Source organism: Pseudomonas sp. CFBP13528, from assembly GCF_005233615.1.
GTDB classification, from domain to species: Bacteria; Pseudomonadota; Gammaproteobacteria; order Pseudomonadales; family Pseudomonadaceae; genus Aquipseudomonas; species Aquipseudomonas fluorescens_AM.
This window is the reverse complement of record NZ_QGAJ01000010.1, coordinates 61,086-75,415: the sequence shown is the minus strand read 5'-3', so window position 1 is coordinate 75,415 and position 14,330 is coordinate 61,086. Positions and strand designations below refer to the sequence as shown.

Annotated in this window: 9 protein-coding genes and 1 pseudogene; 5 read left to right on the top strand and 5 right to left on the bottom strand. The window is 52.5% G+C overall.

Annotation, left to right across the window (positions count from 1 at the left end):
• The first annotated feature begins 69 nt into the window (after positions 1-69).
• The 3 genes from PspCFBP13528_RS18385 (at position 70) to PspCFBP13528_RS18375 (ending at position 4,929) form a co-directional block, all read left to right on the top strand.
• Entirely contained in the window at positions 70-1,323 is a 1,254-nt protein-coding gene (locus tag PspCFBP13528_RS18385) for a site-specific integrase (protein WP_058412058.1), read from the top strand.
• A gap of 176 nt (positions 1,324-1,499) precedes the next feature.
• Positions 1,500-2,855 (top strand): tyrosine-type recombinase/integrase, encoded by a 1,356-nt coding sequence (locus PspCFBP13528_RS27635; protein WP_241669114.1) that lies wholly within the window; start codon positions 1,500-1,502, stop codon positions 2,853-2,855.
• Positions 2,833-4,929 carry a hypothetical protein gene (locus PspCFBP13528_RS18375; protein WP_241669113.1) on the top strand — a complete coding sequence of 699 codons (2,097 nt, stop codon included), beginning with the start codon at positions 2,833-2,835 and terminating at the stop codon, positions 4,927-4,929. Before PspCFBP13528_RS27635 ends, PspCFBP13528_RS18375 begins: the two co-directional genes overlap by 23 nt.
• 667 nt (positions 4,930-5,596) lie before the next feature.
• On the opposite strand, the gene PspCFBP13528_RS18365 is transcribed toward PspCFBP13528_RS18375, so the two are convergent.
• Both PspCFBP13528_RS18365 and PspCFBP13528_RS18360 read right to left on the bottom strand, forming a co-directional pair.
• Positions 5,597-6,751 carry a Shedu immune nuclease family protein gene (locus PspCFBP13528_RS18365; RefSeq protein ID WP_058412055.1) on the bottom strand — a complete coding sequence of 385 codons (1,155 nt, stop codon included), beginning with the start codon at positions 6,749-6,751 and terminating at the stop codon, positions 5,597-5,599.
• A gap of 338 nt (positions 6,752-7,089) precedes the next feature.
• The gene (locus PspCFBP13528_RS18360; RefSeq protein WP_058412054.1) at positions 7,090-8,625 is read right to left on the bottom strand and encodes a hypothetical protein; all 1,536 of its coding nucleotides are present in this window, start codon (positions 8,623-8,625) and stop codon (positions 7,090-7,092) included.
• A 261-nt stretch (positions 8,626-8,886) separates the two neighbouring features.
• Here PspCFBP13528_RS18360 and PspCFBP13528_RS18355 point away from each other — a divergent pair.
• Both PspCFBP13528_RS18355 and PspCFBP13528_RS18350 read left to right on the top strand, forming a co-directional pair.
• Positions 8,887-9,654 (top strand): annotated as a pseudogene (locus PspCFBP13528_RS18355) (IS3 family transposase); the annotation flags it as partial.
• Positions 9,655-9,976: 322 nt separating this feature from the next.
• A complete protein-coding gene (locus tag PspCFBP13528_RS18350) occupies positions 9,977-10,750 on the top strand; it encodes a hypothetical protein (protein WP_058412053.1) in 774 nt (257 codons plus the stop codon).
• Positions 10,751-11,037: 287 nt separating this feature from the next.
• Here the strand turns inward: PspCFBP13528_RS18350 and PspCFBP13528_RS18345 are convergent, their stop codons facing one another.
• The 3 genes from PspCFBP13528_RS18345 to PspCFBP13528_RS18340 all read right to left on the bottom strand — a co-directional run bounded on the left by PspCFBP13528_RS18345 (position 11,038) and on the right by PspCFBP13528_RS18340 (position 14,151).
• On the bottom strand, positions 11,038-11,340 hold the full coding sequence (locus PspCFBP13528_RS18345; protein WP_058412052.1) for a hypothetical protein: 303 nt from the start codon (positions 11,338-11,340) through the stop codon (positions 11,038-11,040).
• A complete protein-coding gene (locus PspCFBP13528_RS27630) occupies positions 11,337-11,492 on the bottom strand; it encodes a hypothetical protein (protein ID WP_162839869.1) in 156 nt (51 codons plus the stop codon). Before PspCFBP13528_RS27630 ends, PspCFBP13528_RS18345 begins: the two co-directional genes overlap by 4 nt.
• A gap of 403 nt (positions 11,493-11,895) precedes the next feature.
• Positions 11,896-14,151, bottom strand: coding sequence for a hypothetical protein (locus PspCFBP13528_RS18340; RefSeq protein ID WP_137201138.1), 2,256 nt, complete (start codon positions 14,149-14,151; stop codon positions 11,896-11,898).
• Between the last annotated feature and the right edge of the window lie 179 nt (positions 14,152-14,330).

Sequence of the window (14,330 nt, the reverse complement as noted above, 5' to 3'; positions counted from 1 at the left end):
CGTTCACAACTCTCTCAACGGGCCATGTCCATAGTGTTCATGACGATTCCTTGAATGAGGTGGCTGTCGATGAAACTAATTCAGTGCAGGTTCTCTTCAGGTCAACGACTACCGCTGCTTGTACAAGCTGGTGATGCGACGCCGTTGCCCATACTGATTCCGTTCATCTACGTCCAACTCAAACTCAGGCACCGCGCTTACAACACGGCTGCGGCGCACCTGCGTGCGATCCAGGCTTTCTACGCCTATGCCAAAAGCCGAGATCTGGATATCGATGAGGCCATCTTGGCCTGCCACTTTGAGGCGATTCTGGCTTTGCTGGACGGTTACGCTATTTGGCTCCAAAGTGGCCGTCATGCCGATAATCTGATCGCCCGAATCGGCAAAGCTGGCACTGTACTTTTTCAGCAGATCAGTTCACGAACACGTGACCAGTACCTGCGCCTGCTGAAGAAATACCTGTCTTGGTGTGTCACCCGTTATATCCCGCGCGCCCGTCAGAATTCAGCCACACAGGCTGACATCAACGTGGTATTTGCCGATGTTGCCGACGTCATTGAGCGGCGCTTTGAGAGCCATATCATCAATGCTCGTCCCGATCGCACTCGTTACCGCAGCCTGACAGATACGCAACTACAGATCGTTCGCACACTGATTCGCCCTAGCGCTGTGGAGAATCCGTTCCCGGAACGTTTGCAGCTGCGTAATTGGCTAATGATCGAATTGCTCTTGGAGACCGGCATCCGTCGCGGAGAGCTTCTGAAGCTCTACTCCACGGATATCAACAAAGGGTCTCAGCACGCCTATGTCAGCATCAATGATCGAGAACATGATCCCCGCGATCCGCGCGTTGAAGAGCCGGCGCTCAAAACACATGGGCGGACCGTGGGTATCTCCGCACAGTTGTATGAGGTCTACGAGCGCTATATCCAGAGCGACCGGCGCCCTTTGCGTGACGGCAAACCGATGAAATTGCTGTATCGCTATTTGTTCATCTCGGATCGTGGCCGCCCGCTGTCGATCCGCGCGTTGTCTAACGTTCTTGACCGGCTGTTTCTGACCATTGAGCTGGCTCATCCAGGATTGTTGCCTACACTTTCTGCGCATGACTTTCGCCACACCTTTGCAGACCAATTTTTAGCTTACCTGGTCGAAAAGCGTGGGCATGACCTCGAACGGGCCACGGACGAACTGCGGCGAGTCTGCGGTTGGTCTGAGACCTCGACGATGCCACGCCGTTACGCAGGTCGTTATCTAGCGGAGTCGGCCAACCTCCACAATGCCCAGCGCACCTCGGCAGCCTGGAGCCGACTTGACAGTTAAGGAGGTTCGCCGTGGCCAAATCAGCCGACCAAAAACAGGCAACACCACCCTCCTCTTTGCCAGCTTACGTGTTCAGGGGACCCGCTTACGTTGCAATTCGAACTCGCACTAATGACCAGCCAAGGTATGTCGATACTCGATTGAGCGTTTGGAGGTGGTACGACGGCGGAACGGCTATGAAAATAGATTGGGATGCGCTCCACTTGAATCCGGACCTCATGCAAATCGCCAAAGCGTTCGTGGCCTATGCACTGGAAAAGTATGCACCTATAACGGCATTCAAAGCATCCGGGGTGTTCGGACGACTAGCTGAAAGCGACATCTCAGCCAAATTTCCTTGGACGCGACAAGAGGTAGTCACGACCATAAGTGCTTGGGCGAAATTTCGCGAGAACACTATTTTTTTTAGAACGTTTTATCGCTGGGCCCTAAATCGAGGGATATTGGGCTTTGATAAACAAACATACCTAGCTCTTAAAGAGATTAAGACGAGCCGCCTTGATCCGTACGAACGTATATTCCTATCCCAGTCCGGTTTAGCCCTTGATGAAGAGGTCCGGTTACTGCAGCGAATTGAACTCGATATCCAGGTCAAAGACTGGAACGAGGCTCAAGTCAACATCATGCTCCACTTAAGCTTTGAATTAGGCCCGCGCTCGATTCAACTCCATTCGCTTGATATCGCGGATTTTGAGTTCATCGAAAGCACTGAGGATAAAACGTATTACACACTGTGGTTACCCATGGCCAAAAAGGTCGGACAGCGCAGACCTGAGCGACGCCCCCGCAAAATAACCACGCGGTTGGGTGAAAAAATCTCACGGCACATTTCAGAAATTCAACGCCGATTTGGTGACGATTGTGAACCATTATTTGTCGGCCCTCGTGGAAAGCGCCTGTCTGTAACCAAAATCATTGTGGGCCTCAAACACGAGCTACATGAAGCTGGTGTAGACAAGCCGAACCAGGTAACCATGTTGTTGCGTCATCACCTCGGACAAGGTTTGGCGGATCAGGGGACTCCGGCAGACATGATTGCCGAACTGCTCGGACACAACAGCACGGTTGCAGCGCGTGCTTACGTAACGGCCACCCCCAACATTGCCCGGATCAAAGAGAAAGCACTGGGTAAGAGCCCGGCCTATCAACGCATTATGCGCAGCTTATTAACTGGGAAAATCGTTCAACGCCGCGATACGGCTCCTGAATCAGCCGTCCGCGGCGTCATTGATACGCAATACATAGGCGATATCGGTGCCTGCGCCCTGCCCGTTCATACCCACTGTCCCTACAACCCTATATACGCGTGCTACACCTGCAAGAAGTTCCACCCCTTTGCTGACGGCCGTCATGAGCAGGTGAAAGAGGCGCTGCAAAAGGAAGCGCAACGGTTCATCGACATGGCAGAACAAGCCGGTGATCTCATTCACAACCGGCCTCTGGCCCAGCATCAGACGACCATTCTCGCGGTAAGCGCTACGATCGAGCGCTGCCGGCAACAAGCTGGGGATGCTGCAGATGACGCTCTCTAGAGCAAGTCAACGCCTCGGAGATTTTGTTACACGGGAACAAGCGCTTTTCCATTCGTTACCGATTTCAACACCGTGGGCGTCATCGTTATGGGGCGTCGGAGGCTGGTTACCACAACGGGGAAAGCAAAATACGCTCACCTTCGAGACGCACCGGCAAGCCCTCGAAAAAACGGGCTATCCTTCTCCGGCGAAGGGCCCACTCCCCCTCGTGTTCCAAGATTTTAACAAGGCCCTGATTGTCTATTTACAACGCACCCGGAGCCTGAAGTTTTCGATGGTGGCTGCATACAATATTGCTATTCGGCGAATATACAACCCCTTGTTTGAGCGAGGCGTATCCGATCCAACACAATTGACACGGGACGACTTTGATCGCGTCGTAGTTTTTCTCCGCCAAAGTGGTTATAAGAATCTGTATGACGCGGTCTCTCACCTTCAAGTAGTAGCCGAGACGATTGATAGCCTGCAATTAACCGAGATCGCCATCCACTTTGAGCATGATGCAAAACCAGAAAAGCGCCGTCACGACTATATTTCGCTGCATGATCCCGATCGCACTGTAAAACAGCGTAAATCTGATGAAAAGCTGCCCTCTCGTGAGGCAATGGAAGCCTATGCCCTTTGTTCGAATAACCCACTTAGTGACAGCGAAGAAATCTTGCTGCGAGTTATTGATTTACTGATCGCTACAGGCCAAAGGGGGAACGAGGTAGCGGTAATTCCTTTAGACTGTTGGGTCGAAAGGCCAATCAAAGGGACAACAGGCGAGGTAGTTGTAGATGCAAATGGCAAGCGTCTGATCGAATGTGGAATCAGATACTTTGCGGAGAAGCATTTTCAATCTCGTATTCATTGGGTTGCGGAAAGCGATGTCCCTCTAGCTAGGCGTGCAGTCAAGCGACTTAAGTTACTGACCCAGGAACAGCGAGAAATAGCTAAATGGCAAGAAGATCATCCAGGGCGGCTCTGGGACTACTCGCCCAAGGAGGAAATGTCAGAATCTGAAGTTTTTAGCTGGCTTGGATTCAGTCAGAATCGCGATGCGTCTCGGAACCTAAGTGCGTACTTTTCAAGAAATGGAATCCATCCTAGCAAGGCGCGGAGGCGACAGTACTTGGCTGGCGATATTGAGAGTTTTCTAGTCCCTAAACTTCACGGTCATGCCGCGCTTACCGAAAATGTCAGCGGTAAGCTTCGTGTTGTCTTAAAAACGAGTGAAACACTTGCCATCGCATTTGATGGACAATTCCGATTGGGGGGGCGTGAGGCCAATGTGTTCCGTGCCATCCCACGACGAGTGATGTTGGTTGACATAAACCGAGCGCTCGGCGCGGATCCGCGATTCTCGTCCATATTTTCGCGCCGTTCATTATTTGAAGCTGATGGGACACCGATCAAGCTGACTAGCCATCAACCGCGCCATTGGCGAAATACTATTTACCATCTTACTGGGATGAGCAATGTTCAGCAGGCGCTGGCCCTGGGGCGAAAACGCCTCGACCAGAATGTCTATTACCAACACACAAGCATTGAAGAAAACACCGCTACCCATCAAGAGTTCTTGGCGTTCAATAGCCATCGCGAGCGTATCGACTTTCTACATGCGGGCATAAGAGACAAACGCATTCGGGGCGCTTTGACCGACAGTTACCATGCGCTGCTATCAGATAAAGGCACGATCACGGCAGAAGCATTCCTCACCGTACACGCAGCGGCGCTGCACGTGACACCCTTTGGAGGTTGCATTCACGACTTCTCCCAAGCGCCCTGCCCTAAGCATCTTCAGTGCTGGAATGGCTGCTCGCATCTCCATCTGATGGGCACTCCATCAGAACGGACCAACCTTGAGAAACAAGCCAAAAATCTTACAACCGCAATTACTATCATGCGCGATGCCGGCGCCGGAGAGGCAGGCAGCGATGTATGGCTGGCGGACCAAGAGGACAAACTCAATAATCTAAAATCCGTCCTAGCACGCGACACCAATGCAGGTGTGCAACGCGTGTTTCCAAATGGGCGTCCAATCACGGTTGCGGACTCGGACAAACGACACAGTTCGGTATCAGATGACTAGGGGCAACTATGGCGCGACGACAGACATTGAGGGGGGGCATTCTTGACGAAGCAATAGATGCTCTCCTCGCCCAGATGATTAGCTCAGGAGTGGAGCTCGCTCCCATTTCCCGACCGGAGGTGCAGCGCCGCCTGGGCCTGACAAGCCGAGCTACGCTGGGAGGTGACCGTGGAGACAGAATTGAGGCCGCCCGTATTGTTCAAATGAGGGAAAGCGGGAGAGATCCGGATGGTGCCCGCCGGCGCAGAAGTCTCGAAGAGCGTATTGCAAGTCTTCAAGCGGAGAACGCTGCGTTGGCAATACAGCGAGACAAGCTTTTCGAGGCTCTGTCAGTAATAGCACACAACTGCCTTATTAACGGTTTGGACGTAGAGTCAGTAATGGCGCCGTTGAGAAACACCCAATAAATCAGCTTAGTAGTCTTCGTATCGACTACAGATTGCGGCATGGTAATCTGCCCACAGTGCTAGACAGGACTGCGTCAGCTCTGACGACTACACATTACGGTACACGTAACTAACTACTTAGTCCCACACGCAAAGCGTTGACATGCGCGCCAACCGCTCGTAGAGTTTGGCTGGTAGCCCTTGAGGCACTTGAGCTTTATCTCCCCTAGAGGGATCTGCAAAGCCCGGTAACGACCGGGCTTTTGCCTTGCATGCGAACGCTAAGCTTCATTCGCTGCGATGATGTGTTTTGCTCGTTCAAAAAGCTCATCGTAAGTCACTATCTCGGGTTGGATGGTATTTCGACGAAATAATTCGAAGCTCCTGAGATGCTCCCGATTAACCCCGTGCTCGCCAACAAACTGCTCTAGGGAACCAACCACCACAAATGCTCTCGGGGAATAGTTGAAGACCTCTTCAGCGGTGGGATATCCATTGTCGTCAGTAAGCCGCACTGATTCCTTCAGAGTTTCTGCTGCGAGGGCCACAGTTCCCTGCACTTGAGCGACCGCGCCTGCAAGCTCATCCGAGGGGGCCCAGCAACCTTCACGATAACTCTTGTTTTTTAACAGGCGGGTCTTGTGAGTTTTGATTTCGACAAAACAGAGGCTAGACGCCCAAGCCTTTGTTTTCAGAAGCGCATCCACTCTCTTCCCTGGCTGAGCGACATCATTACCTCTGACCGCTTGCTCTAGCTTCTTCCCATCGAGGCCGGACGCATATATGTAGCTAAGGCCATAGCCGAATATCCAAGGATTTTTTTCAAAGAATTTTTGCCATAGGGCTTCCGGTGTACAGCCTTTCCTTGATTGTAATTTTTGGAAGTAGTCTTCATCCTCTAATAGGGACTTGAAGACTTCAAGCTGCTTTTTTCGGTATCCGATTGCGACTACGTCCTGCTTTGTTAGTGAGTTTTTCACGACCTCAGCAATCAAATCTTCGTTTTCCGTTACTAGTTGTTTTGCTTGGAGAGACGTTAGAGCGATTCGTCTCAGCTCTGAGTCGGAAATATTGATTTGGCTCCCGCCTTCAAATGTTACCGCATGGATATTGGCAAGAAACTCACAGAACCTACCAATCTCCTCTCCGACAAACGAGAAACCACTGCCGTACGGCTGCCCGCTTTCCGAACTGAATTTTTGAACAGTCAGAACCTGAATCCTTCGAGTGTCCTCGAGAAACTTTGCCGATATATAGGTCGCCGCTTCCGGTTTGTGCCGGAGCACAGCTTCGTCACGCTCGCGACCGTACTCATAGCCGTCTACCGACGGCAACACTTTGGACGCGATACGGATAAGCCGCGATTTATCACCAAAGGAGGGAAGCGCGGGGCTGATATATGTTTTTCCTGGCTTTGGATTCTGATAGTTATCCATGATCGAAACTCCTCCTGACCTACGCTTGATCGTAAGCCGATCAGACCCTGTCAACAAGTGGACGCTTATCCTCTATACCGTATGCCGGGTAAAGCACACCCTAGACCTGAGCGGTAATGCACGCAACTAAGGTCGGCTGTTGATTGCGCCTGATTCTCTACCTTCAGATGTTTACAACTAATCGATCTGACAGTTGTCCAGTTGCCAATCGCCGCCGATATAGCGACAGCAGCATGGTGGATATGGGAGCGGTTTCGCAGTAGCGTGATGAGGCATTCAGAATCGTTATCTCACGGCCGATCACATTTCATGCCTGCGCCAAGTGTGATGTGAGAGCCCTAGTTCAACTTTTTGCGCTTGGCCTTCTTTTTAGCCTTACGCTGGGCGCTTGCCTGAGCTCTCCTGTCGGCTCTATTTCCCGAGAAGCCCGTGTCAGCACCAAACTGGCCAGGATCTCGTGGGTATTCGAAGGCGTGAAATGCGTGAGGGAGCATCGAGTGCTCCTGCAGAATGCCAAGTTCATCGCACTGTTCACGCAGGATGTGAAGCTCTTCGACAGTGGCTGGCTCTGGGAACGCCATGTATAACACATCCTGCGAAGAGGCCTTGGATGAAAATGGTTCGGACGCAAGCCCGACCGCTTCAATCATATCGGGATATTTAAGTCTAAGACCGTGGCAATACGTGGCGAGGAACTCAGCACGATCCTCCCTGTAGACTTGGTAATCAACCGCCTGATCGCGGGGTACCACAGTGAATACATAATAGCGCCCGTCTACCGTCGGGCTCGGCATGATGCGGGTCGACTGAGTTCCCGAGGGCACAGGCCGTCGTAGTACATCGTGAAGCGAGTCCCCTAGCACACGTCGCGCGAAACGGGTCTCCATAGCGAGAGCCCTGACCAACTGCTCTTTCTCATCGTTCGTGTAGTTCTCGCCATTGATCGCAACGGCCTCATCAGAGCGGATAAATTTGGACTGGAACTCGATGATCTCGTCCCAGAAGTAACTGAGACGGTTGGCTTCGTTACGGGCGCGCCGTTGCCCGCTCGAATCGAATTTTTCCCAATCACCCTCTGCGAGCATGATCATGTTTGATTCGGGAAAATCACGAGGCAGGACATGTCTTCCACCGTCCATGCTGGTCTGGTAGAGCGTAATGAGCTCTTCCTCTCCCGCAACGCTCACATACTCCGCACTGCTGATGAAGCGTTCTTTCTCAGAAAAATAGCCAACCAGATCGGGTACTGTGTCCAGCTCCGAAAGGAGTACGTCCAGGGTCAATTCATCCAGCACATGGACGAAGCGATCTTTCCCCGCCGGCCATCCCACAGTGAAAGGCGTTTCCAGGTGCTGCTTCTTGTCAGTCAGCGTAGAGTCGATCATCAGACTACCGCTGCTTTTCCCACCCCAGTGGGACAACGCCGCCTCGAAGGATCCCCGTGTCACGGCAATACGATGGAAGACAGCCTTATCCATATCAGGCAGACGGTATGGAAAAGGCACAGTGCATTGCTTGTCCAGGTACAGCCGATCAGGATGCTCCCGGATGAATTTTTCAGCGCCGATCAGCTGCGCCACTGATCCGTGAATTGCCCGTTTGTACCACCGACCCCATGAGACCAAGGGGTTTGAGTGCGCGGGATATTCGCAATGTTTGTCGGAGAAAATCAGGATGTGATCGCCGAATACGACGAACAGATCGCAGAGCTCCTTGCCATCACCTGACGCAGACTTTTTCCCTTCATCGGTGTGGACGTTTCCATAGCACCAGATGCTGAGAAAAGCCTTGCGCGCTAGCTTGCTAAGATAGCGCTCGGACTCGGTTTTGGGCTCAACCTCAATCGCAGCTTCCCACGGTGTTTTTACGGACATTATAGGGCTCCGGGTGTAGAGAGGTGAGCATAGCGCTTGGTTTGCTCTTGTACCCAATGGTTCAAGTCGCTCCTGTAGTCGTCAACTCATCCGGACACTGCGTTAAGTTTTTCCTCGGCCACTGCGGTTGCGGTTTCTTTTACAGGGGCCAATAGTTGACGGAGCAGATGTTGCTAGCCTTCCAGTCAGTCATTTGCGTGATTCCGAAACCCTGGCTCTATCGTTTGAATGTCACTTGTTCATGGCCTATCAGCCCCACACAAATCTGCACGCGCCAAAGACGACCAGCGACTGCTGGGCTTGATCAAGCATTCATGGCTGGAAAGTGGCGGCGTTTATGGCTATCGCAAAATCCATGACGATCTGCGCGAGGTCGGTGAAGTTTGCGGGCGCCATCGTGTGGCAAGGCTGATGCGTCTTGAAGGGCTGCGGTCTCAGACAGGTTATAGACGCCGCCCTGGAAAGTACGGCGGTAAGCCAGCGGTCGCCTCACCCAATTTGTTGAAACGCCAGTTCGATGTCGTGGAACCCAACAATGTTTGGGTCACCGACATCACCTACATTCGTACGTATGAAGGCTGGTTGTATTTGGCGGTGGTGCTGGATCTGTTTTCTCGTCAGGTCGTTGGCTGGTCAATGAAGTCGCAGATGACCAGTGATTTGGCTATTGATGCATTGTTGATGGCGGTTTGGAGACGTAAACCGAAGCAAGAGGTGATGGTTCATTCCGACCAAGGCAGCCAGTACAGCAGCTCCGATTGGCGCAGCTTTTTGAAGGCAAACAATTTGGTTGCCAGCATGAGTCGCCGAGGCAACTGTCATGACAACGCCGTGGCCGAGAGCTTTTTCCAGCTTCTGAAACGTGAACGGATCTAGCGAAAAATCTACACCTCGCGGCAAGATGCTCGTAGTGATGTATTTGATTACATCGAAATGTTCTACAACGCAAAACGCCGCCATGGTTTCAACAATCAGCTGTCACCGGTAGAGTTTGAAAAGCGTTACGCAATGAGCTTGCAAGGTGTCTAGAGAATCCGAGGCGATTCAGAGCCCTCCCCTTTCTAACCCGCGTCTAAGTACTGAGAGGGCCACAGCTATCTGCTGGCCCTCTCTAAGCGATAAGAGCGTTGGATAGCCGCCCAGGTGCGGCATCGCGGTACTGATAAAGTAGGACCGCCGTAGCGCTGAAGGTGCAGTGATTAGTTGGAAGCAAATCGTCGAAGTCTGCCGGCGCAGCTGGCAATCTAGATTGATCAACTGCTGCCGCACGGTGGATGTCGACCTGAGTCACGCAAGGTGACTTCGCCGGAGGCTTACGAACCAACAATCTAGAGAATGAAAGGAAATTCTTTTGCTTCAGAAACTCAAATCCATAGTGCGATCTATAAGAAACAGTTTGACTGCAAAAAGCTTCTGCTCGGTAGGTGTGCTGATAGCGGTTGTTGGCTTCCTCAGCGACAGTACCAGTGTGATCTCATTCATCAGCCAACTACGGGGAGATGACACCAGCTCGTTGAGCGTTGTTCGAGCGAGGCTCAAGCCTTACCGAGTCAGCCCTGGCAACACTGAAGGCCAAGACGATGTGTTTGTACAGCTCCAACTCAGAAACTATGGGAAGGATCCTGTGTACCTGACGTCGGCGAAGATCGAAATCGTCAAAAGCGACACCGCTACGCTTGGCCGTCCCGGTGTGTTTGGTCAGTGCGTACTTACGGACGACCCCAACTCGAATACACCCCTCAAAATCGCCCCTGGCGACACGGTTTGGCTGAGCGTTTCAGATAGCATTCATCTACCTGGCTTGGCTGCGTGGCTCGAAGGCGGTGTGCTCAATGACATCCATGTTCCGACTCCTGAAGAGCCGTTCACGATCACCGAAAACTTCTTCGTCGATGAAGTGAATCAAAATTTTTTAAAGCTTTATGGCCCCGACTCAGCAATTCAGCTAACTCTGTACTCAGGAAATCGCAAAGAGCTACAAACATTCGATATCAAGCTAGCAGAAGGAAAAGATATTTTTGCCAAAGACGGTAGTCTTCAGCAGGACTGGTTTATCGCAAACTGGATGTACCCACGGTGGGTGCGTGGCAAGATGGACGCGTCCTGTAAGGATGAACCCAGCTAAAGTCTATAGCCCCTATTCCACCTTGCCTTCAGGCTGATGCCAAACACAAAAAGACCGTAAGCGTCCGGTAATACGGCATATGGTTCACTGCGCGACCGGTGGTTTTGCTTGGTCAAGACTACAAAGCCCGACAAGTCGGGGGTAAGTGGCCGGTCACATATCTTACGAACTCAAGCCGGAGGCCTAGTCCGGTTTTTATGCAGCTCTACGCCAAGAATATTCGTATAAGTCGAGCGTCGGCCATCCATTATGTGTTTCAAAAAGGCCCCACTTTGCGGGGCCCCTTGTCACTTGAGCTTGCCTTGCAGCATCTTGAACATTGCTTCTTTGGCGCGGACCACGAATTCATCCTCTGTCTCACCGGACTTCGGAAGTCCGATTTCGCTCTCGAGCTCACCCAAGAACTCTTTGTCAGTCACGAGGTTTGCCGCCTCCTCAGCGAATTTCGATGCCTTGGATACTCCCAGCGTCGCACCCAGGATGGCTACCGCCGCGACTTTAACTCCCGTCTGAGTGCTAACTGCCAGTGATTCAGATACAGGCTGGCTGGCATCAGTCTTGCCGTAAACGACATCCACGAGAGACTTCATTGTGCAGCCCCCGCGTTAGCCTTGAAGAATTCTCGGAAGGCCTTGTCCATGAGATCAACGAAGGCTTGGCATATCGAGTCTTTTTGCTCTTGAGAGAGCGATGCCCATATCTGTGAGATGAAGCTGTAAAGTTTCAGAATAATATCAAGCATTTGACGCTCCCTGTGTTGCTGGTTTCAACCTAATGATATCGGTCAACTCAACTTTTCCTTTAGCTCTAGAGCGCCAGAGCCGCTCCACGATCATTGGAGGCCAACAGGAAATTCTGATCCTGCTCGGTCTGCTGCAACGCTTCTCAGTTCGAGGGCTCTGATAAAAGCGCTCTGCCCAGGCGCCCAACATCGACTTCTCTTCCGGCTCCATCTGTCACGCCCTTTTCGGCTGCTGGACGTGTGCCTGGCCCAGCGTTTCACCAGGTATATCTATACGTCGACCTGCAGGTGCGCCGAGAGTCGGTCACTCGCTTTGCGAAATTGCCCTGTTTTTTTTCGACTCAAGTGAAACCCGAGCTCGTCCATCTCTCAGGTCTGTTCCTGTAGAAGACCATGTCCGGAGCTAAGGATTTTGATGCGCTTCCTCCAAGGGTTCACCAGCTAACATCTGTGCCATCTCAAGAAGCAATCCGCGCACCTTGGCATTGTCTTGCTGACCGAGAACACGATCAATTGAGCGAAACGGATGAATGTTCCTGAACTGACGGGCACCTGCTGTCAGACGCTCAGCAGTTCGCTGACGTATTTCCGCAGAAGGGCCCCCCTTACTTGCAAGCATCTCACCGAACTGGGCTTTGAGCGTAACCACGGCTTCCTCGGTACCCTCGGCAATCGCCAACGCGACCAGCGCCTTTACTGAGGAGTCTAAAATTGCCCAACCCGTTTCATGCTTGCCACCCTTCTTCCCCCACCCTAGCAATAACTTCTTGCAATCGTTAAAGAAGTCGATATTGCCGCGCCTCGAACCATCCAGAGCCGCCTCAAAAAGGCCATTTGTAAGGGAGCAGTTTTCAACAAAAGCCACTGACTCCCTGTCATCCGGAAGGAACGAGAGCGTTGAGATAAGCCAAACCGCATGCCGCTTCAAATCATATTCGAGGTGTTCCGGACAAGCGGGTGCATCCGACAGAGCATTCAGGAGTTCAGAAATCCCGATAGCCCAGTTAATGGCGTCCAGTGTAAACGCGGATCGCTTCTCTACGGCGAGCAGGAGGAGTTCTTTGTGAGGAGCGTACATCTGATGCGCCCAGGTCTCGATATTTTCAATAATCTCGCTCGCCCGTCCGTGGTCTGCAGGTGCCTCCAGTAGCTCATTCACTAAAGAAGTGAGCCGTCCTCGGAGTGAGGTTTCACTGGTGCTTGAAAAATACGGGCCAAGCGTGCTGCAGTGCGTAGAAACCAAAGCCGTATCGACAGTCCCCAAAAAGCCTTTCGCTGCAGCAGTCACAGCCGAGCGCAATTGGCCGACGGGGTAGCCAATATCGTGCTTACCCTTTGCCAACAGGTTGAAAGTCAATTCGGTAAGCTGATCGAATGCGGTCAGCGTGACGGGTTGGTGATTTGCTTTCACCATCCCGACAAAGGCGAGTACGCCAATCTTCTCTGCCAAGGTGACAATTACGTTCGAATTGGTGTGCTCTAGAGCTAATAGCGACGCCCGGCCCATCATCCGAATCCCGTGCATCATCAAATCAGGCATGTTGTGCGGAATGATAGATTCGACCGCCGAAGCCAGGTACGTTGATGCAAGCATCGCGTGATGCTTACTCCGCTCTCGACCTGGGTATTCTATCCCCAGGTACACGCCATAGAGTCCTCCGAACGCACGTAATGTGCTCTTCGCCAATTTTTCGTCACCCTTGGACAGCGCGTCCTGCATCGTCTGCCTTAGCTGCTCAAGCGAAGTGTTGATCGTGTCGTCGCTCACCTCCGGCATGTCGAAAAATGGGTTGCTGCCGACAAAAGTGCCGTGTTTTGCCGCACAGTAAGCGGCATTGATCAGCATCAAATGGTGGAATGCGGAGTCCGTGACCTCGTGATCGCCCTGTCCCGCGAAGCGCTTCGCGTAGGAAATGCTGTAGTCGATCGCTTGTCGCGTGGAGGTGCTCCAGTGAGCATTGGATTGGTAAAACTTGGCTTTTGGCGCATTGAACTGAAATTCTGCGTTAGCCTCAGGGAGCATCGGCGCCGGTGCCTCCCGAAGAAGGATCGCAGCGTTGTCCGCTAGACGACTCCATTTCCGCAAGTCCCGACGAACCACTGTCGACATGATGTTGAGCTGCTCAATCGGATTGATGAGCTGAAGCGCTCGGCGATATGCATAGAGAAAAAGCAGCAATATTCCGGCGATACCCCAGAGCGCGACGAGGATCGCCGGGATCGCCCAGTTCCCGTCCGGGATCAACGACGTCCCAGCGATAGCGATCGCCGTCAGAAACGATCCGAGGAAAGAACTGAGCAGCCTGCGATCGGAACTGAGCTGCTTGAACAAGCCATGCGGCATGCGCTCAACATTAGTTTGCATCGCGAAGACGATGATCGAGAACGCAATTGCAGCCGCTCCAATCAAGGCCGACCCCGTGCCACCGAGAAGAGTTCTGAGTGCCCCTATGCTTTCCTGGCTGTTGAAGTAACCTCCAACCATGCGTCGCAGAAACGGCACCGATAGAGCACTCGCAACCACCGCGGCCAGCACCGTGAGAATCACCAGCTTCAAGCCATGGCGCAACCGCCAAAAACCGAACTTTATTTTGGCCTGGTGCAGCCGCAGCACACCTGCGGCATAAGCCTTGTGAAGTCGAGCCTTGAAAAGTGGCATGTTCATTCCGTAAACGCTCTCCAGTCGAGAAAAGACCAAGCCCACTTGCAGGCGCCCGGCTCTAGCGGTTGCACTCAGTCATAGGTTCAGGAGGCTACATGATCAGGCTTAAGAGCCGTCTCGAATTGAATTCGATCCTGAGCTTGACCTCATCCATGCATATGGAGGATGCGACCTCT

Coding starts and splice junctions, on each gene's coding strand:
- PspCFBP13528_RS18385 (WP_058412058.1), top strand. CDS start 70: ATGAAACTAATTCAGTGCAGGTTCTCTTCAGGTCAACGACTACCGCTG.
- PspCFBP13528_RS27635 (WP_241669114.1), top strand. CDS start 1,500: ATGAAAATAGATTGGGATGCGCTCCACTTGAATCCGGACCTCATGCAA.
- PspCFBP13528_RS18375 (WP_241669113.1), top strand. CDS start 2,833: ATGCTGCAGATGACGCTCTCTAGAGCAAGTCAACGCCTCGGAGATTTT.
- PspCFBP13528_RS18365 (WP_058412055.1), bottom strand. CDS start 6,751: ATGGATAACTATCAGAATCCAAAGCCAGGAAAAACATATATCAGCCCC.
- PspCFBP13528_RS18360 (WP_058412054.1), bottom strand. CDS start 8,625: ATGTCCGTAAAAACACCGTGGGAAGCTGCGATTGAGGTTGAGCCCAAA.
- PspCFBP13528_RS18345 (WP_058412052.1), bottom strand. CDS start 11,340: ATGAAGTCTCTCGTGGATGTCGTTTACGGCAAGACTGATGCCAGCCAG.
- PspCFBP13528_RS27630 (WP_162839869.1), bottom strand. CDS start 11,492: ATGCTTGATATTATTCTGAAACTTTACAGCTTCATCTCACAGATATGG.
- PspCFBP13528_RS18340 (WP_137201138.1), bottom strand. CDS start 14,151: ATGCCACTTTTCAAGGCTCGACTTCACAAGGCTTATGCCGCAGGTGTG.